This is a genomic window from Rossellomorea sp. FS2, assembly GCF_047915635.1.
Lineage (GTDB): Bacteria > Bacillota > Bacilli > Bacillales > Bacillaceae_B > Rossellomorea > Rossellomorea marisflavi_A.
This window is the reverse complement of sequence record NZ_JBLRVS010000001.1, coordinates 465,604-490,618: the sequence shown is the minus strand read 5'-3', so window position 1 is coordinate 490,618 and position 25,015 is coordinate 465,604. Positions and strand designations below refer to the sequence as shown.

Here is a 25,015-nt window from a genome sequence, read left to right as displayed (position 1 = left end):
CATCTCCATTCGTATTCGTTAAAAAGGGGACCTTCAAACGAGGTCCCCTTTTGTTCTGCATTATTTTAATTCTAGCACAGCTTCAGCAATATTGACGGCATGATCACCGATGCGCTCGAGATTGCTGATGATATCCACGAACACGATGCCGGACTGACCCGTACATTTGCCTTCATTCATGCGCAGGATATGCTGCTTCCTCAGCTTACGCTCCATCTTGTCGATACGGTCTTCCTTCTCGATGACTTCACGTGCCATATCCAAGGAATTCACATCCAACGCCTCAATGGACTGGCTGACAGTAGAAATCGTAAGACCGAACATTTCCTCAAGGTCATTCATCGCTTCCTCGGAAATCTTCACTTTATTGGCCTGCTGGTATTCCACCAGCTCCACGATGTTTTCAAAATGGTCCCCGATCCGCTCGATGTCCCTGACGGTATCCATCAGGATCGAATGGCGCTCTGATTCCACTTCGGACAGGGATGCAGAAGAAAGGTCGACGAGATAATCCGTGATCTTTTTATCCAAGTTGTTGATAGCACCCTCGATCTGGTAAGCAGTCTCAGAGTTCTTTGTATTCTTCGTTTTCAAAAATTCGTTCGTCTCTTCCAGACCCTTCACGGCAAATTGACCCATCCGCAAGACTTCTTCTTTGGCCTGGCCGATGGCAATGGCTGGTGACTGCTGGATGAAAACAGGATCAAGATGCTGAGCGTTATAATCGATGATCGCATCTTTACCAGGAATCAGCTTCGTCACGATATAGGCAAGCACCGCAATGAACGGGAATTGAATGATGGTATTGGTGACATTGAATGTACCATGTGCGAATGCGATCGTCATCGGCTCGTTCAGATTCAATGATGATTGCATGAACATAATGACCTTTGTGAACAACGGCAGGATGATCAGGAAGATCGTCGTACCGATCAGGTTGAAGAGCACGTGCACGGCTGCAGTCCTTCTTGCCGCTACACTGGCTCCAAGTGCTGCAAGGACCGCTGTGATCGTCGTACCGATATTGTCCCCGAACAGGACAGGAAGGGCTGCATCAAGATCGAGCAGACCGGAGCCGTACAGTTCCTGAAGGATCCCGATCGTTGCTGAAGAACTTTGGACAATCAGGGTGAACACGGTCCCTACTACGACCCCAAGGATCGGATTGTCACTCAGGCTGACCGTGAGCTCATGGAATGATTGCAGGTCACGCAGCGGCTTCATTCCTCCGCTCATCAATTCAAGACCGTAGAAGAGTCCTCCGAATCCGAAGACCATCTGACCGATGTTCTGAATTTTTTTGTTTTTAAAGAAGAACAGAAGGATTGCTCCCAGGGCGATGATCGGCAGCGCGTACTCACCGATATCGATCCCGATGATGAAGGCCGTGACCGTCGTCCCGATATTCGCCCCCATGACGACACCGATGGCCTGTCTGAGCGTCATGAATCCTGCGCTTACCAGTCCTACGACGATGACGGTCGTCCCACTGCTCGATTGAATCAGGACGGTGACAAAGATTCCCGCCAGGACGCCCATGAATGGGTTCGTCGTGAACTTATCAAGGATTTCCCTCAATCGGTCCCCGGCGGACTTTTGAAGTCCGTCCCCCATGTATTTTATTCCGAATAGGAAGATCCCAAGTCCACCTATAAACTGAAACAACATTTCTTGCCAATTCAATTCCATTCCTTCAACCCCTAAGCGTTAATTTCGACACTGATTTACAAAAACCCCATCACCTTTATAAATTATTTTAAAGAACAGGTAAATAGTTTAAGGTCCGAATTTACAATAGATTAATAATATGACCCTTTTGTTACAATACGATTACAAATAACCCCATCCCTTCCTCTCATCGTGGTGAATGTTCATAAAGTTGTCCGATTCCAACTTGTAACGGGCTTATGGTTACGATTAAAATAGAGGAGATATGCCGAGAAAGGAGTTGAGGCTTTGAATATTTTCAAACAGCTGATAAAAAGTATTCATTCCCCAAAACATATAGCCGCATTCCGCTTTCAGGGGATCGGAAAGACCATTTTATACATATTCCTACTATCTTTCTTGTCGGTCATCCCTCGGGTGATCGAACTGACTTCGTTTTCCACGGATGCCATCAATGACGTGCAGGATGCCCTTGAACATAACATCCCTTCATTCACCATCAAGGATGGGAAACTGGAATCCGAATCAAAGGAACCTATCATTATTGAAAAACCGGACATGACCATCGTATTCGATAGTACCGGCGATACCGAGGCCAAGGATATGGAAGAAGAAGAAAAATCCATCGCTTTTCTGAAAGACTCCATCGTGGTGAATCTCATGGGAAGCGTCGAGTGGAGCTACTCCATGATCGGTGCCGAAGATATCACCAAGGACCAGGCACTATCTACGGTCAACATGATGGATAGCCTGAAATGGATCTTCCTTCCAGTGGCCATGATCAGCGTCTATCTGTTCAGTTCTGCCGTGATGTTCTTGAAGATCATGATTTTTGCTCTCATCGCAACGGCCTTTGCAACGGCCATGCAAAAGCGGGTCAATTATCGCCAAGGCTTCCGCATCACAGCATATGCCGCTACCCTCTCGACCCTGTTCTTCACCATCATGGAACTGTTGAAGACCCCGGTTCCGGCAGCACCGTTCGTCGATTGGTTTGTTATCACCGTCATCATCTACCTTTCAGTAAAAGAAATACCGCAGCGGAAGGCCTGACCTTCCCGGGCGCCCATCACTGGGCGCTCTTTTCTTTTAGAAAGTACATATACGTCAGAGCCAGAGCTACGACGAATGCAAATGTCCACCCATACATACTGGTAACATCCTCCTTCCACCTTCCATATGCAATCGGCCCAAGGGCGACACCTGCAAATCGGCTCGTCCCGTATAAACTGACCACAAGTCCCCTCTCTTCCTCCCCTACTGCTCCTGTTACTTCGGAGTTAATGACAGGCAGTATGAGCCCAAGACCGCCGAAACAGACTGTTAGAAGGAACATGAGGCCACTCAGGGAATCCCAGAAGAACAAGCCCCCTGATGCCGCCACCATAAGGACCACCCCCGTTCCCATGTACAGACCTCCATTCCCTTCCTTCAGACGCTTCCCGCACCAATAGGAAGTCACCACCATGGCACCCAGGGGAAAAAGAAAGGCTAACCCCTTGAAAAAACCATCGATGTGAAAAGTATTTTCAATATGGTAGGAAAGGAAGTAAAGGATGCCGAATAATACAAAAAGACCTGTCCCGCCCACCGCATATAGAGGAACCAACAACATCCATTTCTTCTTGAATATGATTTGAATATCCCGCATATAACGACCGGTGCCACGGAAGGAACCGGATTTTCTTTTCTCTACTGAAAGCTCTTTTCGCAGACCGGCAAGGATGATGAAGCTTACCAGGATATACACCCAGAAAGAATGATTCCAAGGGAGCAGGAATGCCAAGGTGGCACCTAGTATGGGGGCAAGCACCTTGCCGGCCCCGTTGGACACCTCAAGGGCGGCCAGCACACCCGTCCGCTTCTCCCCGCTGAACAGGTCCCCTGCAAGGGCCATGGCGAGAGGAGTGGTGCCCGCGGCGCCCAGCCCCTGGATCACCCGCCCCGTCATGAATAAAAGTCCTGAGCCCCCGCCGCTCATTACACAAATCAAGCTCCCAAGAATCATCAGATAAAGGGACCACTTCACCATGAAGCTTCTGCCGAACCGGTCGGACAGGACTCCGACCGCCGGAATGACAATGGCTGCGGGAATCGTGAAGGCACTTAAAATAAATCCACTCCACGCTCCCTCCAGACCGAGTGATGCTTCAATCTCAGGCAGGATCGGAATGAGCATGGAGTTTCCAAGCACCATCAACAGTGGAAGTAATAGTAGGACAAACTCCAGACGTGTCATTTTCATCATAAGAAACTCCTTTTCCAAACGAACAAAACCAGGAGGAATGTTGATCGTGAAGAGGCTCGCGGTTTTTGTAGGTGTGATCATTCTGTTATACAGTGTGTATTATGACTTGAATAAAGGAACATTAACCTTATTACATGAAGAATCAGCGGAGACTGCGGCTACAACGGAAGCACCCGTCACCCCCGCCGTCAGGGAGGTGCCCTATGTTGAAACAAAGGTTTCCACAGGCGATACCGTGTTGAGTCTAGTTAAGGAAGCGGTTGACGGTCCCCTGCCCGTTTCTGTCGACCAGGTGATCCGAGACTTTGAAGAGCTGAACGGTATCGGTGCTTCGGAGATCCAGGCGGGAAAAACCTATAAGTTCCCGAAATACCCCTCTTGAATATGCTTTTTGACACCTATTTCTTGTCAATACCGTGCAAACACTGTTACAATAATTTCGTATTATGAATAGCTGAATAAGCTTTTTAAAGGAGCGAATCACACGTGAGTGAAATCATACATCGCACAAAAACACGCCCCGTCAAAGTCGGGAATCTGACAATCGGCGGAAATAATGAAGTGGTTATCCAGAGCATGACCACCACCAAAACACATGATGTTGAAGCAACAGTAGCAGAAATCCACCGCCTGGAAGAAGCAGGATGCCAGATCGTCCGCGTCGCATGCCCTGACGAACGCGCAGCAGAAGCCATTGCGGATATTAAAAAACAAATCAACATCCCCCTTGTCGTCGATATCCACTTCGATTACAAGCTTGCACTTAAAGCCATCGAGGGTGGAGCTGACAAAATCAGGATCAATCCTGGGAACATCGGACGCCGTGAAAAAGTCGAAGCTGTCGTCAAAGCAGCCAAAGCAAAAGGCATTCCGATCCGTATCGGTGTCAATGCCGGAAGCCTTGAGCGGAAGATCCTTGATAAGTACGGCTATCCGACAGCGGACGGCATGGTGGAAAGCGCCCTGCATCACATCAAGATCCTTGAAGACCTTGACTTCCACGATATCATCGTTTCCATGAAGGCATCTGATGTGAACCTGGCGATCGAAGCCTATACAAAAGCAGCCAAAGCCTTTGACTATCCGCTTCACCTCGGAATCACCGAGTCAGGCACACTGTTTGCCGGTACTGTAAAGAGTGCCGCAGGTCTGGGTGCCATCCTAAGCCTCGGTATCGGTAATACCGTGAGGATCTCACTAAGTGCGGATCCTGTCGAGGAAGTAAAAGTCGCACGCGAACTGTTGAAATCATTCGGTCTTGCAGCCAACGCCGCGACCTTGATTTCATGCCCTACATGCGGTCGTATCGAAATCGACCTGATCTCGATTGCCAATGAAGTGGAAGAGTATATCTCGACCATCAAGGCTCCGATCAAAGTGGCCGTCCTCGGATGTGCAGTGAACGGTCCAGGGGAAGCAAGGGAAGCTGATATCGGTATCGCAGGAGCCCGTGGTGAAGGACTCCTATTCCGAAAAGGAAAAACGGTACGGAAAGTTCCTGAGGAAACCATGGTCGAAGAGTTGAAAAAGGAAATCGACAAAATTGCCGAAGAGTACTTTGCCAAACAGGAAGAGGAAAAGAAACAGCTGGAAGTATAAACGAGAAAGAGGACTGATTTTCATCAGTCCTCTTTTTTTGCATCTTGAAATGCTCCCACTTCCAAGATCATGTTAAAAGAACGGCAGTACGAATATCCCGATGATCAGGGAAACGGCTCCGACTCCGATCGCCCACGCTCCAAGCGTTTCTGCGCCTCGTCGCCTTGCCACGAATCCCAATACGATGCCAACCGCCCCAAGGATGACCGGGAGGATGAACAACGATAGGATGGAAAGGGCAAGTGCCGAATACCCCATTACACTTCCAGAAGTGGATCGCTCCTCTACTTCATCACGTTCATAAGCATCTACGTCACGGATGGAAAGTGGAGCAGCAATCTCAGTCGCTGTTTCTTCACGATAATCTTCTGTTACAAGATTTGTCGCCCGAGTGTCGTGAAAGCCGATTTCTTCTTCACGATCAATCTTCATTAGCTCATGCTTCTCTTCTTCATTCATACTGCAATCCCTCACTTTCTGAGTATGGGAGCCTTCTTAGTGTTCGTTACGAGCGTTTTTTTACTATGCTAATGTTTGCTATTTATGTACGAGGGGTGGAAGGAAAATGAAAATTCGCTTACAGGCAAGGGCGGATTATGATAAACTTGAAGGAGTTTTGATACAGAGGAGCCTGATAAAAATGAAACGCTTTGGAATCGATATAGACGGTACGGTTACGTCCCCCGCCTCCCTCCTGCCTCATATAAATGACCACTTCAAGTTGGCATTGACACTTGATGACATCACCCAGTATGAACTGACGGAAGTCCTCAATATCTCCCCTGCTGAATTCGGGGCATGGTTCAAAGACGCTGAGCCCATCATCTACAAGGACTCTCCCCTTGCAGACGGGGCCAAAGAGGTACTGGATCTGTGGAAGGAATCCCATGAATTATTCTTCATCAGCGCGAGAAGATCGGATCTTCTCCAGGTAACCAAGAATTGGTTCTCTGAAAGCGATCTGACCTACCATCACATCGAACTGATCGGATCGCACGATAAAGTATCGACGGCGAAAAAATACGATGTCGATTTATTCTTCGAAGATAAGCACGACAATGCCGTCGCGATCCATGAAGCGCTGAAGATTCCCGTCCTTCTCTTCAACACCCCATACAACCAGGATCCGATTCCTGAAGGTGTCATCCGGGTGAACGATTGGGAAGAAGCAGCAGCGTGGGTGAAGAATTGGTTGAAATGATGTAAAAAAGCGGCCATCTGGCCGCTTTTTTACTCCTTATAACGAGTGGAACAAATGCTTGAATCGGTCGATCCTCTTCCTGTTTGCCTTGAAATCGTAGTAGCCCAGCCGGGAAGCCGATCTGATGTGCAGGAGATGATTGTATTCATCAATATAAAACTCCACATCATCCTTGAACTTTAAGAACTTTGTACTGAATACGGCATGGATGTATTTTGGGGTTTCCTCCTTCACCTCGGTTTGATCAAAGTGGGCAAGGGCCACATGGATCTTTTCCTTCACCCTTTTTGGATCTTCATCGATGGGAATGGGTGAAATACGATGATAGGAGGTAAGGTCTATGGTGCTCACGCAATTCTTCTTATTGGATGGACAATGATTGAACGGTACTTTTTCCACAGCAGATCGCTCCCTGTTTTTTGAATTCGCTCATTATTTTCCCCATTCTCCCTTTTTTAAACGAAGCTCCCCCGTGTTTAACCTGCCGCACCCACCCGGAAGAGTATAAAGAGAAGCTGAGACAAACGTGTTTTAGTCATAGTAAAACCCGAATCCATTTGCCTGCGATGATACAAATGGATTCGGGTTTTAATTTGTTTTACTGCATTTAGTTTTCCAGCGGGAGTGCAAGACGTAGACTCCTGGCGGTAGAGTAGCTGATGCGAGATCCCGCAGGCTTGCCTAAGAGGCTCACGGACTACCCGCGGAAAGCGGAGTCTTGCACGGAAATCATGAGCGGTATAAAGAACCTACACGGATCGTGTTCGTTATTACATGGTACCTTTATATTTTGTCCCAACCTCATTGGCACTGAGGGCATTTCCCGTAAATCTCGAACTTATGCCCTGAAATATCATAGCCCGTTTCTGATAGATCTTCCTTTAGGACTTCCATCGGGCAGCTGTGGATTTCTTTGGTCTTGCCGCAGTCCATGCAGATGAAATGATGATGATGGTGGTTGGCCGCACAGGTGAACCGGAAATGCCGCTCACCGGACAGGTCCGTTTCCTCAAGGATACCGAGGTCTACGAACAAACTGAGATTCCGGTAGATCGTATCAAAACTCAAACCAGGATAATCGCCTTTCATGTGTTCAAGGACATCCCGTGCCGTCAAATATTTATTGGAAGATGAGAAAAGTTCCAGGAGCTGCTCCCTTTTCCCCGTATGCTTATATCCTTCTTCCTTCAATAACTCCAATGCTTGTGATACATTCATTCTCAATGCACCTCTACTTTCGAAGGTTTATTCGAGCGTACCTTCTTGATGAGGATCGTCATCATCAAGATGATGATGGCGGTCACCACGATCGTTCCGCCTGGCGCTAGGTTTAAATAGAAGGCACTTACTAATCCTACAATAACAGATATCTCACCAAACAACACTGCAAAACCGATCGTTTGTTTGAATCCTTTTGCCACCCGGATACTTGCGGCGACGGGCAGTGTCATCAAGGAAGACACGAGGAGTATGCCGACGATCCTCATGGAGGCGGCAATCACAAGGGCAACCATGATCATGAAGATGAAATGGATGGCCTTTGCAGGGATGCCTGAAGCCTTCGCATGCTCTTCATCGAACGAAAGGAGGAAGAGCTCCTTGTAAAGGAGGAAGATGACCGTGATCACCACCACGCTGATGGCACCGATCAGATACAGGTCCCCCCTGCTCACTGCACTGACGCTTCCGAATAGATAGCTGAATAGATCCGTGTTAAAGCCATCGGCCAGTGAAATGAAGATCGCGCCGATTCCTACTCCCCCCGAGAGGATGATGGGGATGGCCAATTCCTGATAATGCTTGTAGAGCGTCCTCAGCCTCTCGATGAACACCGATCCCAGTACCGAGAACACCATACCGAAGTACAGCGGGTTGAGGGTCGCAAGTGCAGGGACCGTCTGACTCACATACAGGCTCGCTGCAATCCCCGAAAGGGTAACATGACTCAAGGCATCCGCAATGAGGGAGAGCCTTCTCACGACGATGAAGGCCCCCAGGAGCGGTGCAATGATTCCGATCAAGATCCCCGTCAGAAATGCATTTTGTAAAAATTCATAATGAAATATTGCTTCTATCATCGTTTCGCTCTCCCCTTATGCATGCTGATGATCATGGTTCAAGACGTGGACGTCATGACCGTAGAAAGAGGAAAGCTCATCGTCTTTTTGCTTTTCAAACTCTTCTGTATCACCATGAAAGTGCAATTGTTTATTTAGACAGGCCACATGGGTCACTTTGCTCGTGATCGTCCCGATATCGTGGGTGACCAGAACCAGCGTGATGCCAAGGTCTTTATTGAGGCGCTCCAACATTTCATAAAATGTCTGGACGTTTTGCGAATCGACCCCGACGGTTGGTTCATCAAGGATCATGATATCAGGCTTCGATACAAGTGCCCGGGCAATGAATACCCTTTGTTGTTGGCCACCCGACAGCTCTCCGATGTTCCTTCTCGTGAAAGCCTCCATGCCGACCGATTCAATGGCTTCAAGCACATCTTGTTTATGCTGATGGGATATCCTCCGGAAAAGGCCGGCTTTCTTAGTCAGTCCGCTCGACACAACTTCGAAAACCGTTGCCGGGAAGCCCGTATTGAAGCTGTTTGCTTTTTGAGATACAAACCCGATCCTGCTCCAATCCTTGAATTTCTGAAGGGGCGTCCCGAATAACTCGATCTTTCCCTGCCGCAGCCTGAGGAGACCGAGCATCAGTTTCAACAGGGTGGATTTCCCTGACCCATTCGGGCCGACGATGCCCAGGAATGCCCCTTTTGGAACGGTCAGGTTGATTTCCTCCAAGACACGTTCCCTTTCATATCGGAAGCTTACATCTTCTATTTTAATGACTGGTGTTTCGCCATTCATGGTTATCAACTCTCTTTTTAAGAATCGTTACGATTTATGTCCATAGGGTAGTATACAACAAGGGAAATTGAATGTAAACCATGAGGGATCGGGAAAATTCGTTGTCACGTTCTCCCCGTTCACGTCATATGTATCATGTGAGGAGTGATTAGGATGAAGCTGCTGCAAAATGTGATCAACCATAAGATCAACACGATCTCACAGGGGGAACTCATGAAGTATGCCGGTCAGTACCAGGTCTCCCTCACCCCTGCACAGGCCGACAGCATCGTGAAGAGCGTCAAAGGAAAGAATATCGACATCTTCAATGATGCAAAGCGAAGTCAGCTGGTGAAAGAGCTGGCTAGGGTGATCGGACCATCAAAGGCAAAAGAGATCAACGGTCTCTTCCTGAAGCTGATGAAATGAAAGAAGGAGGCGCCCCTCAAAGGGTGCCTCCTTTCCTTTATACTTCCAGAATCTTCTTCAGCACATCTTCGTCGAACTCTCCATTCCGGAGCATCTCGATTTCGAATTTATATGGTGCCTTTTTATTTTTCTTGTCTTCACCCACATATGGGGTTTCAAGTATCTTCGGGATATCCGCAAGCTGCGGATGATGGACGATCCGGTTGATGGCGTCGAATCCGATGTGACCGAATCCGATGTTTTCATGGCGGTCTTTCCGGGCTCCCGATGGATTTTTGCTATCATTCACATGCAGGACCTTGAGACGGTCGATGCCGATGATCCGGTCGAATTCTTCCAGCACCCCGTCGAAGTCCTCCACGATGTTATAGCCTGCGTCATGGGTGTGACACGTATCGAAGCAGATCGACAAACGGTCATTCAGATCGACGCCATCGATGATGGCAGCGAGCTCCTCGAATGAACGTCCACATTCCGAGCCCTTCCCTGCCATCGTTTCAAGGGCGATCTGTACCTTGTGCTCCTTCGTAAGGACTTCGTTTAATCCTTCGATGATCTTTTCGATCCCTTTATCGGCTCCGGCACCGACATGCGCTCCGGGGTGAAGGACGATCTGTCCTGCCCCAAGGGCTTCCGTCCGTTCGATCTCCGAGCGGAGGAAGTTGACGCCAAGCTCGAATGTGGCAGGATTGGTGGTGTTGCCGATATTGATGATATAAGGGGCATGGACGACGATATCCTCGATGCCATGCTCTTTCATATGGGCCCTTCCTGCTTCGATATTCAAGTCTTCGATCTTCTTCCTTCTTGTGTTCTGGGGTGCACCCGTATAGATCATGAATGTATTTGCCCCATATGAAACGGCTTCCTCACTCGAAGCCAGCAGCATATTTTTCCCACTCATTGATACATGAGATCCGATCTTCAACACATGTCTCAGCTCCTTTACGACGCTTTCAAATTATTTGTTCCTGCTTTTGATCCTTCTTTCACGCTTTTTGATCTGCTCCATTTTGTATTTCATTTTCTTTTTGTATCCCGGTTTCACCTTTTTCGGCTTCCGTACCATGGATTTGGCTTTTACGTCTGCCTCATCCGCACTGGTTTTCTGGCGGTTCTTCCGTTTATTCAGCGCAGGGAGCTCGACCCAGTCGCCTTTTTTTAGGTCTTTGTGGGCAAAGTGGATACCCTTTTTCTCCAGTCGGTTGATGGCATCTTCATCGGACGCCTCATAGATGGTGAAGGCAATCCCGCTGTTGCCGGCACGAGCCGTACGGCCTGTCCTGTGGATGTAGAAATCAAGGTCCTGCGGCAATTCAAAGTTGATGATATGGCTGATTCCCTCGATGTCGATCCCCCTGGCAGCAAGGTCTGTCGCCACGATGTATTGGAATTCGAGATTCCTTGTCTGCTTCATTACCTTTTTCCGTTCACGCGGAGAGAGGTCACCGTGGATCCTCCCTACTTTCAAGCCTTTGGCAATCAGGGCATCCGCCACTTCATCCGCTTTCGATTTCGTGTTTGTGAACACGATCCCGAGGTACGGGTTGATATCGGTCAGGATGTTGTAAAGCAGGTTGATTTTGTCACGGCTTTTCACCGGGACGATGACGTGCTCGATGTTCTTCGCAGATAGACGCTCAGGCTCCACATGGGCGAACTGAGGATTCTCCATATACTTCTTCAAGAAAGGCTTCAACTTCTCTGGGATGGTCGCAGAGAATACGAGCATCTGAAGGTTTTCCGGCATTTTGCCTGCGATTTGATCCACATCTTCGATGAATCCCATATCAAGCATCAAGTCGGCTTCATCGATTACAAGCATGGTCGCTGTGTAAACCAGCAAAGCCTGTTCTTTGACAAGATCATTGATCCGTCCAGGCGTACCTACGACGATATGAGGCTGGCTCTTCAGTTTTTCGATTGTCCGCTGCTTGTCCGTTCCGCCGATGAAACAGCGAGATGTGATATCAGTGTCTTTGGTGATCTTAAGAATCTCCTGATAGATTTGCTGGGCAAGTTCCCTCGTAGGCGCAGTGATTACCGCCTGGACCGTCTCGGAAGCTGCATGGATCTTCTCGATGATCGGGAGCAGATAGGAATGGGTCTTGCCTGTACCGGTCTGGGATTGCCCGATGGCACTTTGACCTTTCAAGATCATCGGAATCATCTTTTTCTGGATTTCTGTCGGCTCATGAAAACCCCGTTCTTCAATAGCATGCTGAATGAACGTTTTGAATTCATACTGTGTAAAGGCGTTCTTAGTCATGTCTCTTCATCTCCTTTATCTCGACATCTCATTATACCTATTTCATGGTGATGCATGGACACCCCATACTGAAGGGTCCACCCGGTGTTCAGCGGGTGAAGATCTATATAAAACGTCAGTTGTCATTTAAATCAAGAACATCTAACCATTATAATCAATTTCCCGAGAAACATCTAGCCTATCGGGACAAAATCATTTCTCCCTCCACACAATACCCTTTTCCGGCTGCTTGCATACGTTATAAAGATGACGATTCCATTTGAAAGGAGGCGATCATCATGCCGCCACGCGGAATGATGAGAACGCGCGGAGGAAATCCATTCGGCATGCAGCAGCGTAACCCGTTCGGAATGCAGCAGAGCAACTTCCGCATGCAGCAGGGGAATCCATTCATGATGCAACAAGGCAGAAGGAATCGACCCAATATGGATCGCACTTCACCTTCTCCGTTCCAGATGCCAGGAGGCCAGCAGGGCAAAAAGAAAGGCCTGCTCTCCAAACTATTGAAAAAAGGCGAAAATCGAAGGGGAGGGGCGCCTGAAGGTGGAGGTGGTCTTCTCGAGCAGTTCACCCGATCGGCTGCCGATGCGGGGATGGACCGGTCTCCCCAGGCAGCCGGGGGCATCCTTCAGGGACTGATGAATCCCGGGAATATCGGCTCTTTTCTGACGAACACCCAACAGGTGCTACAGACTGCACAGCAGCTCGGACCGATGGTTTCACAATATGGACCCATGGTCAAGAACATCCCTGCCCTGTGGAAGCTGTACCGTGGACTGAAGGATTTACCGGGGGATGAAGAAACGAAGGAAGAGGCAGAGGTATCTGCAGAAGATGCTCCTCCCCCACCAAAGGGACAGAATGCAGATGAAACCGTGGAAACACCCGTCCCCGATGAAGAACCCGCCCCGCCCGTCAGACCGAGAGCCCCAAGAAAAACGGGGCAATCTTCACCCAAGCTTTATGTTTAACTCTGTCATGCCCTGCAGAATGGTTATCTGGAGGGCTGTTTCCAGTGGTCCAACCCTTTCTACACCCATACTCTTTGTCATAAACGATGTTCTCCTTTATAATGGGGGTACAACCTTTCCCATGTAGGAGGATTATTAGTGGATATTATTAAAATCACCCCGAGGGGATACTGCTACGGAGTCGTCGATGCCATGGTCATCGCCAGGAATGCGGCGCTCGACAAGTCACTCCCCCGTCCGATCTATATATTGGGCATGATTGTCCATAACAAACATGTGACCGATGCATTCGAAGAAGAAGGCATCATCACCCTTGATGGCCATAACCGGAAGGAAATCATCGACCAGGTCAATGAAGGGACCGTTATCTTCACAGCACACGGGGTATCCCCGGAAGTAAAGGAAATCGCCAAGAATAAAGGGCTCGTCACATTGGATGCAACATGCCCGGATGTCACGAAGACACATGACCTCATCCGCGAGAAGGAAGCAGAAGGATATGACGTCATCTACATCGGTAAAAAAGGCCACCCTGAACCAGAAGGGGCCGTCGGGGTAGCCCCTGATATCGTCCACCTTGTGGAAACAGCCGAGGATGTGGAAAAGCTCACCATCGACAATGAAAAGATCATCGTGACGAACCAGACGACCATGAGTCAATGGGATGTTCTCGATACGATGGAAAAGGTCAGGGAAATGTACCCGCATGTTGAGCTTCATAAAGAAATTTGCCTGGCGACGCAGGTGCGTCAGGAAGCCGTTGCAGAGCAGGCCGGGGCAGCAGATGTCCTTATTGTTGTCGGTGACCCGAAGAGCAATAACTCCAACCGTTTGGCACAGGTGTCGAAAGAAATCGCCGGAACACCTGCCTACCGGATCTCAGACATTAGTGAGCTTGAATTGGAATGGCTCAAGGATGCAAAAGTGGCTGCCGTCACGGCTGGGGCTTCCACCCCTACCCCCATCGTCAAGGAAGTCATCCGATTCCTTGAAGCATATGATCCGGCTGACGAAGCGACTTGGACAAGGGAACGCAATGTTCCGCTTAATAAGATCCTTCCTAAAGTCCGAAAAGCAAAACTCGGCTCATCTTAATGTAAATCAAACGCCTACGCTGGGACTCCCCGCGCAGGCGTTTTTTTTGATTATATATGTTCACATTCATCATGGATTCCCCTTCTCCTGAATGCTATACTGAAGGAAAATATTCACAGGAGGCAATATGGGTTATATTATGGAATTACGCGAGCAAGTCGGGAGCATCCCACTCATCATGGTCGGTTCATGTGTCCTCGTCATCAATGAATCAGACGAACTGCTTTTGATGAAGCGCACGGACAATCAATGCTGGGGTCTCCCGGGAGGTTCCATGGAACCCGGGGAGACGCTGCAGGAAGTAGCCCAACGGGAGCTTTATGAGGAAACCGGATTGCAAGCAGGATGCCTACACCTATGGAACATCTATTCAGGTCAGGAATTCTATTATCGGTATCCACACGGCGATGAAGTGTACAATGTCGTCACCGCCTATCTATGCAGCACCTATAGCGGAGAATGTCGTTTGAATGAGATCGAGGGATCCGAACTGCGTTTCTTTCCACTGGACTCTCTCCCACCGGAACTGAGTCCGCCAGATCGACCGATTATCTTGGAGTATCGGGCACAAAAAGAAAAGCCTTGTTCGCAGCCCCATTGGTAAGGGTGCGGACAAGGCTTCTTTTACATGAAGGTAAACGGATTGGTGTTAGACGCCGAAGGGAAGACGTTCACCACATATCCTTTTTCGGCGCACGCCTTGGCCAGGTGCTGAGCCACGCCGTCCTTCATGATTTTCTCGATGTGATGGCCGGCATCAATGACGTTCAAGCCGAGCATCATGGCATCGTGGGCAGTATGGTAGTAGATGTCACCCGAAATGAAGACGTCCGCTCCCTGTCGCTTGGCAGCATGGATGAATTTATTCCCGTCGCCTCCAAGGACCGCCACTTTGTTTACGGGCGCCTGAAGGTCCCCTGTCACTTTGACGCCATCCATCCCGAATACCTCTTTGACCCGCAGGGCAAATTCCTTCAGGGTCGTGCCCTCTGGTAACGATCCGATCCTGCCGAGACCCATAGCTGGCGCTTTGTTCTCCAGTGGATAGATGTCATAAGCGACTTCTTCATAAGGGTGGTTGGTGACCATGGCTTTCAGTACCCGGCCCTCGATGGAAGCGGGATACACCGTTTCGATCCTTTCCTCCTCTGCCACTTCAAGGCGCCCCTGTTCCCCAAGATAAGGGTCGGTTCCTTCGCCAGGGAGGAATCTGCCTTCTCCCTGTGTAGTGAAGCTACAATCGGAGTAGGCGCCGATATGCCCCGCTCCTGCTCCGGCCAATGCCCCGCGAAGGCGTTCTCCGTGCTCTTTTGGTACGAAGACCACCAATTTCCTGAGCTCTTCGGAATATGTCGGCACAAGGACGGATGGTTCAACAAGCCCGAGAGCATCAGCGAGCAGATCGTTCACCCCGCCCTTTGCTACATCAAGGTTGGTGTGGGCTGCATAAACAGCAATATCATTCTTGATGAGCTTTTCAATCATCCTTCCCTGATATGTATCTGTATGGATCGCCTTCAAGGACCTGAATAACGGCGGGTGATGGGCGATGATAAGCTTCACATTATTCTTGATCGCTTCATCCACCACATTTTCAAGAACGTCCAGGGTTACCATGACATTCTCCACCTTTTCGTTGAGTCTGCCGATTTGAAGTCCGATCGGATCACCTTCCTCGGCAAGATGCTTCGGTGAAAATTGTTCGAAAAGCTGAATGATTGCATGTCCATTCGGTGTTTTCATCTTCATCGATTCAGAACCTCCTCTACCAGTTTGATTTTACCAAGCAGATCATTCCTTCGCTCCTCGAGTGCCGGAGTTTCCTCAGCCTGTTCCATGTTTTTCAGGATTGCCTTCCACTGGGTCAGTTCCTGTGTCCATTTCTTTCTGAACGGTGCATTGCCTTCCTGACTCAAGATCGGACCCATTAGCAGCTGGGCCTCCTTGTCTTCACTTGAATATCCCGCCTCTGGATTTCCTTTTTCCGCCACAAGGACTTCATAGATTTTACCGTCTTCTTCAAGGATTTCTTCATTCGTGAGTGACCAGCCATTGTCCATGAGCCATACACGGATGGATACGGCGCTGACGTTCGGTTGAAGGATGAGTCTTGCATTCTCCACCTTATCCTTACCCTTTTCCAATATGGAAGCAATCAGCGTCCCGCCCATGCCTGCAATGGTGATGCAATCCACTTCTCCCGGACGGAGCACATCGAGGCCGTCTCCCAATCTGACATCCACCTGGTTTTCAAGAGCGTTCAGTTTGACCTGCTTCAGAGCTGATTCAAACGGCCCCTTAACGACTTCACCCGCAATGGCCGAGGCCGCGATCCCTGCCTGGACCGCATAACATGGCAGATAGGCATGATCGGACCCGATATCTGCGATGGTACTGTTTTTTGGTATGTACGATACAACTGTCTCCAGTCGTTTGGATAATTTTTCGCTATTCATCATTTCACCTTATCAATCTGGATTCATTCTTCCCTCCCCAGTTCCGGGAAGGAGTTTTCCGCTTCGATACCATTCTACCCAATTTCAAGGTATAAAAAAAGCCCCCTGCCCATCAGGCAAAGAAGCTTTCTTTATTATTTGAGTGATAAGATCCAGTCTGCCATGGCATCAAGGTTCTCATCTTCCACAAGTCCTGCCGGCATGATCCCCTTACCGTTCTTGATCGTATCCTTGATTTGATCTTTGGAAAGATCCGTTCCTTTCAATGCAGGTCCCGCTCCGCCTTCATAGTTGCCTCCGTGACAGCTCATACAATTTTCCTTGTAATGTGCTTCGGGATCGAATTCGCCGCTTGAAGCCTGCTCTCCGCCTTTTTCTTCTTCCTTTGCCTTGTCGGCTTTCTCTTCAGCATTATTCAATCCTTCAAGAGATAAGAAGAAAACAAGTCCGATACCAAGTGCCATAATGAGAATGAACGGAATGATTGGATTGCGATTCATGGCTTAACCCTCCTTCGTATGTATACCATCCAAATAGTACCCTATTTAACAATTTATATTTTACTGTAAAAACAGGGAAAGTAAAAGTCCTACGAATTAACTTTTCCATCTTTCTCACAATTTAGACACATTATGTTCGATTTTACGCCGAATTCTCTTAACCGTTTTCATTATTGTTACACAAGCAATCCTTTTCACAGGACTTTCATCCTGTTCTGATTTGGTATCGCTATCAACGATCACGTTTATTTCCAGTTACACTGTAAATATAAGGGACCCGGTATAAGCCGGGTCCCCAGATATCAATGGCAGCCGATCAGTCTTGAGATGACCATACGCTGGACTTCCGAAGTTCCTTCCCCGATCTCGAGAAGCTTTGCATCGCGAAGGTACCTCTCCACGTGATACTCCCTCATATACCCATATCCCCCGTGGATCTGAATCGCTTCATCCGCCACTTCCATGCTGATTTCGGATGCATACAACTTGCACATGGACGCTTCCTTGGAAAACGGTCTGCCCTGATCCTTCAGCCATGCTGCCTTGTGCACCATATTCCTGGCCAATTCGATCTTCATCGCCATGTCGGCCAGCTTGAATTGTGTCACTTGGAACTGGGAAAGCGTCTTTCCGAATTGCTTTCTCTCTTTCGCGTATTGCAGAGCCTTATCAAAAGCCGCCTGAGCGACCCCCACGGCCATGGCACCGATTCCGATCCTTCCACCGTCAAGCGTCACGAGGAACTGCTTAAAGCCCTCTCCACGCTTACCGAGGAGGTTCTCCACAGGGACTTCAACATCTTCCAGTACGAGCTCCGTCGTGTTCGAGGCGTGCAGTCCCATCTTTTCATAATTATCGATCACCGTGAAGCCTTTGGCATCCGTCGGCACAATGATCGCGCTGATTTCCTTGTTTCCGTCCTTTTTGCCTGTGATCGCCGTAAGAGCAAGATGGTTGGCATAGCTGGCATTCGTGATGTAGCATTTATTGCCGTTGATGACCCAGCGATCGTCCTGCTCCACTGCCGTCGTCTGGGTTCCGCCTGCGTCAGATCCCGCATTCGGTTCGGTCAGCCCGAAAGCTCCGAAGCTCTCGCCCGTACAGATCGGAGTCAAATACTTCTCCTTCTGCTCATCCGTGCCGAACATGGAAATCGGTGCCCCCCCCAATGAAATATGGGCTGAATATGTGATTCCGGTCGATGCGCATGCCCGACTCAATTCTTCCGTCACAATGGCAAAGCTGACCGTATCAGCCCCCGCCCCGCCGTATTCTTCTGAAAACGGAAGACCCATCAGTCCAAGGTCCGCCAATTTTTTAAAAACGTCAGCAGGGAATTGCTTGGACCGGTCCCTTTCAAGAGCACCCGGCGCCACCTCTTCTTCTGCAAACTCTCTAATGGTCTTTTTAATCATTGTCTGTTCCTGCGTCAAGTCGAAATTCATTTCCATCCCCCTTGTCTGTCTCGCATCCTGCCTAGAGCAAGAATGTATGCGCTATCATTTACATTATAAAAGGAATAAATGAATTTTCTCAACTTTAAAAAACTTTATAATTTTCTGTAGTTATATTAAAATATAAATAGTCAGCAGGGCCGCTGCCAAGATCCCCCCGATTAAAAACGGGAGGCTTTTGTTCCGAAAACCCATAATCGACCAAATGGAACAATGGAAATAAAGGAGCGGTATCATGACTTCCCTTTTCCCTTCAAAGCATGCATCCACGATATGGACTGTCATAAAAAGAAGGATGAGGGCTGCAGCCACATACAGGAAAAGGGTGGAGATTCCTTTCTTGCTATAATGAATTGCCATGGCCACGAGGAAAACGACAAATACTGCCAAAATCGCTGTTTGCAAAAGCGATGACATTTCAGTAAAATAAATGACAAATACGGTGAGGCCGAGAGTCAGGGCCGATGTTGCAAGATGCGTGTATCTTGAAGAGGAAACGCTTTCACTATCCCCTTTGGTATAAAGGTTGAGGAGGTAGTCACAGTAGTGCTCAGGAAGCATGCTGCTTTCCTTCCAACGTCTGATTTCGTTTATGATGATCTTTGTTTCTTTATCCTGTTGTTTGATTCCAATCACTGCCTAACCTATAAGTATACGTATAATTTTCGTCATAGCCTGTCGAAACTCCTTTTTCATCTATAAAAAAACCGCCTCGGCGTATGCGAGACGGTTCGAATTTCCTATTCGAGGAAGTCTTTCAATCGTTTGCTTCTGCTTGGATGACGAAGCTTACGCAGTGCTTTCGCTTCGATCTGGCGAATCCTTTCCCTTGTAACACCGAAAACTTTCCCGACTTCTTCCAGTGTGCGGGTCCTTCCGTCATCAAGTCCAAAGCGAAGACGAAGAACGTTCTCTTCACGGTCTGTCAGGGTATCCAGAACATCCTCGAGCTGTTCCTTCAGAAGTTCGTAGGCTGCATGCTCGGATGGCGACTGTGCTTCTGCATCCTCGATGAAGTCACCTAGGTGTGAATCATCCTCTTCCCCGATCGGTGTTTCCAATGAAACAGGCTCTTGGGCAATTTTCAGGATTTCCCTTACTTTTTCCGGTGTAAGATCCATTTCCTCAGCTATTTCTTCAGGTGCAGGCTCACGACCTAGATCTTGAAGGAGCTGGCGTTGGACGCGGATCAGTTTATTGATGGTCTCCACCATATGGACAGGGATACGGATCGTCCTTGCCTGATCGGCGATGGCGCGGGTGATGGCCTGACGGATCCACCAAGTGGCATACGTACTGAATTTGAACCCCTTACGGTAATCAAATTTCTCAACTGCTTTGATAAGACCCATGTTCCCTTCCTGGATCAGATCAAGGAACAGCATACCCCGGCCGACATAGCGCTTCGCGATACTGACCACAAGTCGAAGGTTGGCTTCTGCAAGGCGTCGCTTCGCCTCTTCGTCCCCTTCTTCAATTCTTTCGGCAAGATTGATTTCTTCTTCTGCCGACAGCAGGTCGACCCTTCCGATTTCCTTCAGATACATGCGGACCGGATCATTTATTTTGACGCCGGGAGGGACACTGAGGTCATTCAGGTTGAACTCCTCTTCCTCTTCCTTTGCCAGTTCAGGGGCACTCGGATCGTCATCTTCATCACTCTCTTTGATGATTTCGATGCTTTGTTCACCTAAGTGCTCGTAAAATTCATCCATTTGGTCAGAGTCCAATTCGAAGCCCGATAGTTTGTCGGCGATATCCTCATATGTGAGGACACCTCTCTTCTTACCCTGATTCACTAAAAATTCTTTCACCTGATCAACGGTCAATTCAGACGCTATTTGTTTGGAACGCGCGGACTTTTCAGCCATGTGTTCCCCTCCTTCCAACTTCCTGGCAAAACTATAAAGACTTACGCAGCTGTAAGATTTCCATCGCAATCTCTACTTCCTTACGATAATCATTTCTTCTCTCAGCTTCTTTTCTTTCCTGTTCTTTTTCCTTTATCTTCAACATCTTTTGATGTTTTAAGACCTGTTTCACATAATCCATCAGTTCATCATCGGTGCATTCTTCGCTGATGGACATCATTTCGATCTCCGTTACCACGCGCCTCAGGCGTTCATCGCTCAGATATCCGATGAATCCGCGGGCACCTGGTGGCAGACCTTCTTCATAATACCCGAGAAGATAGGTGATGATCGCCTGATGCTCATCTACATTCAGGCTGACACCGGCAAGCCAATCCTGCACCTTATACGCGACGTTCGGATCCCTCATCATATGGGCGATCAAACGCCTTTCGGCATTTTGATACGCAGGGAGGAGCTGAGACTTCCGGTTGAAGGGAGGAGCAGCAGCCGCTGGTGCGGGAGAATGCTGTACCTTCTTTGTCCGGGGTGCTCCTGTCTGCCCCATCTGCTGCTGCAGGGCATCCAATGACAGGTCGAACTCATCGGCGAGATTTCTCAGATAGAAGTCTTTTTCCACGGCACTGTTCAAGCCGACGATTTCCTTGAGTACCTCTTCGATATAAGCGAGCCGATCTCCTTCATCATTCAGGTTTTTATTCAGCTTGTAATAGCGTAGTTTGAACGCCATGAATGTCAGAGCTGCCCCTATTACATCCTGCTGAAACTTTTCGGATCCATAGGTGGAGATGTAGTCATCGGGGTCAAGCTGCTCGGGAATGGCGGCGATGCGGATATTCATGCCGTGGTTCGTCAGGAGATTTCCGGCCCTGAACGCGGCTTCGATCCCCGCAGAGTCACCGTCATAACAAATCACGACGGAATCCGTGAGTCGTTTGATCAAGCCGATCTGCTGCTCGGTCAAGGAGGTTCCCATTGTGGCGATCCCATTCTCGACTTCTGCCTCGTTTGCGGAAATGACGTCTGCGAACCCCTCAAAGAGGATCGCCTGCTGTTTCCGCCTGATGGAGGCCCGTGCACCATGGTAATGATAGAGGATTTTACTTTTATTGAAGATTTTCGTCTCCGGACTGTTCAAGTATTTCGGTTCATCGCCTTTTTGGAGGCTCCGCCCCGAAAAGGCGACCGTTTCCCCTTTTGGATTCTGGATCGGAAACATGATCCGACCCCTGAACCGGTCGAGGAAGGATTGATCCCTTTCCCTTCTGACCAGGAGTCCGGCCTCTTCCATGAGTTCGAGGGGGTAGCCCCTCTTTTCCAGAAACTTGACTGTGAAATCCCAATTGGGAAGCGACCAGCCGATTTTGAACTTCCGGATGCTTTCCGTTGTGAACCCCCTGGCAAGCAAATATTCCAGTGCTTCCTGGCCCTCTTTTGTATTAAGGAGCAAATGATGGTAAAATTTACTCAAAAGTTCATGGGCCTCGATCATTCTCTTTTCTTCTTCAAGATGAGCATGATCCACACTCGGGCCGGCAGGTGTGACTTCGATCTCTTCGCCAACCTTTTCACCCAGCTTCTGCGCTGCTTCCTGGAAGGACATCCCGTCTACATCCATGAGGAATGTAAAGGCATTGCCTCCCGCACCACAGCCGAAGCAATGGAAGATTTGTTTATCAGGTGAAACAGAAAAAGATGGAGTGTTCTCTCCATGGAATGGGCACAGCCCAAAATAGTTGCGACCCTGTTTCTTCAGTTGCACATAGTCGCTCACAACATCCACGATATCCGTGGATGATAAAATTCTATTCAGCTTCTCTTCAGGGATTCTTTCTGACACTGTTCATCACCTGTTTTATAAATGTCCCTCATAGTTCATTCGATAAATTTTATCAATCTCCTGCAATTTGCGACAATAAATTCTCGAAGTTTGCGGAAAAAGTTTCCCGATCTGATTGGGTGAATGCCTTGGGACCTTTTCCATACTTCCCTTTTCTGCGTTCCTTAGCGGCAAGATACCTGTAATCGAGGGCAGTGGCAATCGTTTCTTCCTTGTATGCTTTTCCCCTGGGGGACAAGGCATAAACGTGCTTCGGCAGGACTAGACTGGCGAGCCCGATGTCCTGGGTGACGAGCACGTCGGAAGGACGGACGTGATTCATGATGTACAGGTCGGCTGATTCCTTGGAACTATCAACATAGATCCATTCACCTGCTTCAGGCTCACTTTTCCTGTGGGCATGGGAAGCGACGAATACAACCCTGAAACCGTACCTTCTTGAGATCAGGCTGATTTCCTCCTTGACAGGACAAGCATCAGCATCCACGTATACACAGGGATGATATGGGTCATACCTAACTATTCTACATCACTCCATGTAATCCTTCTCTCCCGGATAACTTTCCTTGGGAGCAAGGAAGAATTTGTCGAAAAAAACCCTCTTCAGGACTTGACATATCACAATAATTAGTTTATTCCTTAAGAGTTTAGTCTAAACCTATTTTAAATATTTTTATCACAATTTTTTATTATAGTATATCCCCGGCAATTTGACCACCCATAAAACTCATTCTTTCCACGATCCCATGTTCATGCTGCCATACTTCAAGGCCTTCGTGCGGGAACTCTCCATCCACAGAAAACCCGGACCTCCATGATCATGATGGTCCGGGTAAACAATACTCAGGATTTCTGATAGATATTCGTGATGACATTGGCCGTCTCTTCCACGGCTTTATTCGTCACATCGATGACATGACAACCGATGCGCCCCGTGATGGCCTCGAAGTATGTAAGCTCTTCTTCGATCCTCTTGATGTTTGCATAGCTTGCCTGGTCGTTCAGACCGAGGGATTTCAACCGTTCCCTGCGGATCGTATTCAGTTTGTCCGGACTGATCTTCAAGCCGAAGCATTTTTCCGGCGGAACCTTGAAAAGCTCCTCGGGTGGATCGACTTCAGGAACAAGAGGGACATTCGCCACCTTGTAACGCTTGAGTGCAAGGTATTGTGACAATGGTGTCTTGGATGTCCTCGATACGCCGACCAAAACAATATCCGCCCTGAGAAGGCCCCTCGGATCCCTTCCATCATCATACTTCACTGCGAATTCGATGGCCTCGACCTTTTTGAAGTAGTCGTCGTCGAGCTTCCTGACCGTACCCGGTTCAAAAAGCGGCTCCTTCTGATAAGAGGATTGATATGTATCCATGAGGGGTCCGATGATATCGAACGCATGGAGGTCTTCCACCTTCGCCTTCGCCTTGATGTAGGCGCGCATCTCAGGTTTTACAAGGGTGTAGACGATCAGCCCTTTCGTCATTTTGGCCAGGGAGATCACTTCATCGATATTTTCCAGCTCTTCAATATACGGGAAGCGTTTAATGACCGTATTCTTAGAACCATCGAACTGGCTGATGGCGGCCTTGGTCACTAGTTCGGCCGTTTCCCCTACGGAATCTGATACCACATAGATAATCGGTTCTTTCACGATCATTCACCACCTGTTAATATTCATCTGCCAGTGCAACGAACGCCTTCGTTACATTCGTCTTTGTAATCCGTCCCGTCACTTCCAGATCTCCATTATCCGTTTTCCGGACAACAGGGACGGAGTCGATCTGTTTATGGATCAAATCCTTCGCGACACCGATCAACGGATCATCCTTCTCGCATGTCGTGATGTTCGGCATCCTCGTCATGATGATATTCACCGGAAGCGTACTCAATTCCTGCTTTCCGATGCTCGCCCTTAGAAGATCCTTCCGGGAAAGGACCCCGACCAGATAGGAATTCGCATCAACCACGAACAGCGTCCCCACATCTTCGAGGAACATCGTCACGATGGCATCATAGACCGAAACATTTTCATTGACCACTACGGGAATGGATTGGTAATCCTTCACGTAGATTTTCTTGAGGTTTTCGGTCAGCAGCTGGGTTCCCGTCTTACCGGTATAGAAATACCCCACCCGGGGCCGTGCATCAAGGTAACCCGCCATGGTCAGAATGGCCAGATCCGGTCTCAGGGTGGCACGGGTCAAGTTGAGTCGGTCGGCGATCTGTTCTCCCGTGATGGGTCCATTATCTTTTACGATTTGCAAAATCGTTTCTTGACGTTTATTCAGTTCCATTTTTCTTCACCACCTAACGACCCTTTTTCAAAATGTTATACTGTATACTAAATATTATATACTAATGAATCAAAATGAAAAGAGTATTATCTTTTCCCTTTATGTGTAAACTATATCGGAATATTAGACCTGTAAAAGAGTATCCTGTTTCCCAAGAAACATCAACTCTTTTTCACTTTGAACGAACAATGGTTGTCAAGAAGAAAATCCCATGATAAAATAGCTAACACATTCATACGTAAGCAATGACGGATAGATAAGTAACCGCAGCTTAAAGC

General features: G+C 48.5%; 27 protein-coding genes. 8 read left to right on the top strand and 19 right to left on the bottom strand.

The window, feature by feature from the left end; all coding sequences use genetic code 11:
* Window positions 1-60: 60 nt before the first annotated feature.
* The gene (locus tag ACNA6I_RS02620) at window positions 61-1,689 is read right to left on the bottom strand and encodes a Na/Pi cotransporter family protein (RefSeq protein ID WP_048006108.1); all 1,629 of its coding nucleotides are present in this window, start codon (window positions 1,687-1,689) and stop codon (window positions 61-63) included.
* A gap of 267 nt (window positions 1,690-1,956) precedes the next feature.
* Here ACNA6I_RS02620 and ACNA6I_RS02615 point away from each other — a divergent pair, with 267 nt between their 5' ends.
* Window positions 1,957-2,721 carry a DUF1189 domain-containing protein gene (locus ACNA6I_RS02615; protein WP_416312918.1) on the top strand — a complete coding sequence of 255 codons (765 nt, stop codon included), beginning with the start codon at window positions 1,957-1,959 and terminating at the stop codon, window positions 2,719-2,721.
* Between the two features lie 16 nt (window positions 2,722-2,737).
* On the opposite strand, the gene ACNA6I_RS02610 is transcribed toward ACNA6I_RS02615, so the two are convergent.
* A complete protein-coding gene (locus ACNA6I_RS02610; RefSeq protein ID WP_416312917.1) occupies window positions 2,738-3,916 on the bottom strand; it encodes an MFS transporter in 1,179 nt (392 codons plus the stop codon).
* A 37-nt stretch (window positions 3,917-3,953) separates the two neighbouring features.
* Here ACNA6I_RS02610 and ACNA6I_RS02605 point away from each other — a divergent pair, with 37 nt between their 5' ends.
* Window positions 3,954-4,298: a hypothetical protein gene (locus ACNA6I_RS02605; RefSeq protein ID WP_063191698.1), complete on the top strand. Its 345-nt coding sequence runs from the start codon at window positions 3,954-3,956 to the stop codon at window positions 4,296-4,298.
* Between the two features lie 104 nt (window positions 4,299-4,402).
* Window positions 4,403-5,515 (top strand): flavodoxin-dependent (E)-4-hydroxy-3-methylbut-2-enyl-diphosphate synthase, encoded by a 1,113-nt coding sequence (ispG, locus tag ACNA6I_RS02600; RefSeq protein WP_048006111.1) that lies wholly within the window; start codon window positions 4,403-4,405, stop codon window positions 5,513-5,515.
* A 72-nt stretch (window positions 5,516-5,587) separates the two neighbouring features.
* On the opposite strand, the gene ACNA6I_RS02595 is transcribed toward ispG, so the two are convergent.
* Window positions 5,588-5,974, bottom strand: coding sequence for a DUF4190 domain-containing protein (locus ACNA6I_RS02595; RefSeq protein ID WP_148795497.1), 387 nt, complete (start codon window positions 5,972-5,974; stop codon window positions 5,588-5,590).
* Window positions 5,975-6,155: 181 nt separating this feature from the next.
* Here ACNA6I_RS02595 and ACNA6I_RS02590 point away from each other — a divergent pair, with 181 nt between their 5' ends.
* Window positions 6,156-6,716, top strand: coding sequence for a nucleotidase (locus ACNA6I_RS02590; RefSeq protein ID WP_048006410.1), 561 nt, complete (start codon window positions 6,156-6,158; stop codon window positions 6,714-6,716).
* Window positions 6,717-6,752: 36 nt separating this feature from the next.
* On the opposite strand, the gene ACNA6I_RS02585 is transcribed toward ACNA6I_RS02590, so the two are convergent.
* The 4 genes from ACNA6I_RS02585 to ACNA6I_RS02570 all read right to left on the bottom strand — a co-directional run bounded on the left by ACNA6I_RS02585 (window position 6,753) and on the right by ACNA6I_RS02570 (window position 9,580).
* Entirely contained in the window at window positions 6,753-7,115 is a 363-nt protein-coding gene (locus ACNA6I_RS02585) for a DUF1499 domain-containing protein (RefSeq protein WP_048006112.1), read from the bottom strand.
* Between the two features lie 402 nt (window positions 7,116-7,517).
* The gene (locus ACNA6I_RS02580; RefSeq protein WP_048006113.1) at window positions 7,518-7,934 is read right to left on the bottom strand and encodes a Fur family transcriptional regulator; all 417 of its coding nucleotides are present in this window, start codon (window positions 7,932-7,934) and stop codon (window positions 7,518-7,520) included.
* Between the two features lie 2 nt (window positions 7,935-7,936).
* Window positions 7,937-8,794 (bottom strand): metal ABC transporter permease, encoded by an 858-nt coding sequence (locus tag ACNA6I_RS02575; RefSeq protein ID WP_048006114.1) that lies wholly within the window; start codon window positions 8,792-8,794, stop codon window positions 7,937-7,939.
* A 15-nt stretch (window positions 8,795-8,809) separates the two neighbouring features.
* Window positions 8,810-9,580 (bottom strand): metal ABC transporter ATP-binding protein, encoded by a 771-nt coding sequence (locus ACNA6I_RS02570; protein WP_048006115.1) that lies wholly within the window; start codon window positions 9,578-9,580, stop codon window positions 8,810-8,812.
* A 153-nt stretch (window positions 9,581-9,733) separates the two neighbouring features.
* On the opposite strand from ACNA6I_RS02570, the gene ACNA6I_RS02565 reads away from it, so the two are divergent.
* Window positions 9,734-9,988, top strand: a complete 255-nt coding sequence (locus ACNA6I_RS02565) for a DUF2624 domain-containing protein (protein ID WP_048006116.1) — start codon at window positions 9,734-9,736, stop codon at window positions 9,986-9,988.
* A gap of 37 nt (window positions 9,989-10,025) precedes the next feature.
* Here ACNA6I_RS02565 and ACNA6I_RS02560 read toward each other — a convergent pair whose 3' ends face one another.
* Entirely contained in the window at window positions 10,026-10,919 is an 894-nt protein-coding gene (locus ACNA6I_RS02560) for a deoxyribonuclease IV (RefSeq protein ID WP_416312916.1), read from the bottom strand.
* A 30-nt stretch (window positions 10,920-10,949) separates the two neighbouring features.
* Window positions 10,950-12,257 carry a DEAD/DEAH box helicase gene (locus tag ACNA6I_RS02555; protein ID WP_048006118.1) on the bottom strand — a complete coding sequence of 436 codons (1,308 nt, stop codon included), beginning with the start codon at window positions 12,255-12,257 and terminating at the stop codon, window positions 10,950-10,952.
* A 278-nt stretch (window positions 12,258-12,535) separates the two neighbouring features.
* Between ACNA6I_RS02555 and ACNA6I_RS02550 the strand changes: the two genes are divergently transcribed.
* From ACNA6I_RS02550 to ACNA6I_RS02540, 3 genes are all read left to right on the top strand, one after another.
* A complete protein-coding gene (locus ACNA6I_RS02550; protein ID WP_251528343.1) occupies window positions 12,536-13,228 on the top strand; it encodes a YqfQ family protein in 693 nt (230 codons plus the stop codon).
* 138 nt (window positions 13,229-13,366) lie between these two features.
* Entirely contained in the window at window positions 13,367-14,323 is a 957-nt protein-coding gene (locus ACNA6I_RS02545) for a 4-hydroxy-3-methylbut-2-enyl diphosphate reductase (protein ID WP_048006119.1), read from the top strand.
* Between the two features lie 127 nt (window positions 14,324-14,450).
* The gene (locus ACNA6I_RS02540; protein ID WP_048006120.1) at window positions 14,451-14,927 is read left to right on the top strand and encodes an NUDIX hydrolase; all 477 of its coding nucleotides are present in this window, start codon (window positions 14,451-14,453) and stop codon (window positions 14,925-14,927) included.
* A 20-nt stretch (window positions 14,928-14,947) separates the two neighbouring features.
* On the opposite strand, the gene ACNA6I_RS02535 is transcribed toward ACNA6I_RS02540, so the two are convergent.
* The 10 genes from ACNA6I_RS02535 to ACNA6I_RS02490 all read right to left on the bottom strand — a co-directional run bounded on the left by ACNA6I_RS02535 (window position 14,948) and on the right by ACNA6I_RS02490 (window position 24,737).
* Window positions 14,948-16,066, bottom strand: coding sequence for a Nif3-like dinuclear metal center hexameric protein (locus ACNA6I_RS02535; protein WP_416313208.1), 1,119 nt, complete (start codon window positions 16,064-16,066; stop codon window positions 14,948-14,950).
* 2 nt (window positions 16,067-16,068) lie between these two features.
* On the bottom strand, window positions 16,069-16,779 hold the full coding sequence (locus ACNA6I_RS02530; RefSeq protein WP_048006413.1) for a tRNA (adenine(22)-N(1))-methyltransferase: 711 nt from the start codon (window positions 16,777-16,779) through the stop codon (window positions 16,069-16,071).
* A 134-nt stretch (window positions 16,780-16,913) separates the two neighbouring features.
* On the bottom strand, window positions 16,914-17,279 hold the full coding sequence (cccA, locus tag ACNA6I_RS02525) for a cytochrome c550 (protein WP_048006121.1): 366 nt from the start codon (window positions 17,277-17,279) through the stop codon (window positions 16,914-16,916).
* A gap of 302 nt (window positions 17,280-17,581) precedes the next feature.
* On the bottom strand, window positions 17,582-18,724 hold the full coding sequence (locus tag ACNA6I_RS02520) for an acyl-CoA dehydrogenase (RefSeq protein ID WP_048006122.1): 1,143 nt from the start codon (window positions 18,722-18,724) through the stop codon (window positions 17,582-17,584).
* Between the two features lie 120 nt (window positions 18,725-18,844).
* Window positions 18,845-19,369 (bottom strand): hypothetical protein, encoded by a 525-nt coding sequence (locus tag ACNA6I_RS02515; RefSeq protein WP_416312915.1) that lies wholly within the window; start codon window positions 19,367-19,369, stop codon window positions 18,845-18,847.
* Between the two features lie 104 nt (window positions 19,370-19,473).
* Entirely contained in the window at window positions 19,474-20,604 is a 1,131-nt protein-coding gene (gene rpoD, locus ACNA6I_RS02510) for an RNA polymerase sigma factor RpoD (protein WP_048006123.1), read from the bottom strand.
* Between the two features lie 31 nt (window positions 20,605-20,635).
* A complete protein-coding gene (gene dnaG, locus ACNA6I_RS02505) occupies window positions 20,636-22,444 on the bottom strand; it encodes a DNA primase (protein WP_048016262.1) in 1,809 nt (602 codons plus the stop codon).
* A gap of 52 nt (window positions 22,445-22,496) precedes the next feature.
* Window positions 22,497-22,931 carry a YaiI/YqxD family protein gene (locus ACNA6I_RS02500; protein ID WP_082139333.1) on the bottom strand — a complete coding sequence of 145 codons (435 nt, stop codon included), beginning with the start codon at window positions 22,929-22,931 and terminating at the stop codon, window positions 22,497-22,499.
* 356 nt (window positions 22,932-23,287) lie between these two features.
* Window positions 23,288-24,100 carry a pyruvate, water dikinase regulatory protein gene (locus tag ACNA6I_RS02495; protein ID WP_187427076.1) on the bottom strand — a complete coding sequence of 271 codons (813 nt, stop codon included), beginning with the start codon at window positions 24,098-24,100 and terminating at the stop codon, window positions 23,288-23,290.
* 10 nt (window positions 24,101-24,110) lie between these two features.
* Window positions 24,111-24,737 (bottom strand): helix-turn-helix transcriptional regulator, encoded by a 627-nt coding sequence (locus ACNA6I_RS02490; protein WP_048006125.1) that lies wholly within the window; start codon window positions 24,735-24,737, stop codon window positions 24,111-24,113.
* Between the last annotated feature and the right edge of the window lie 278 nt (window positions 24,738-25,015).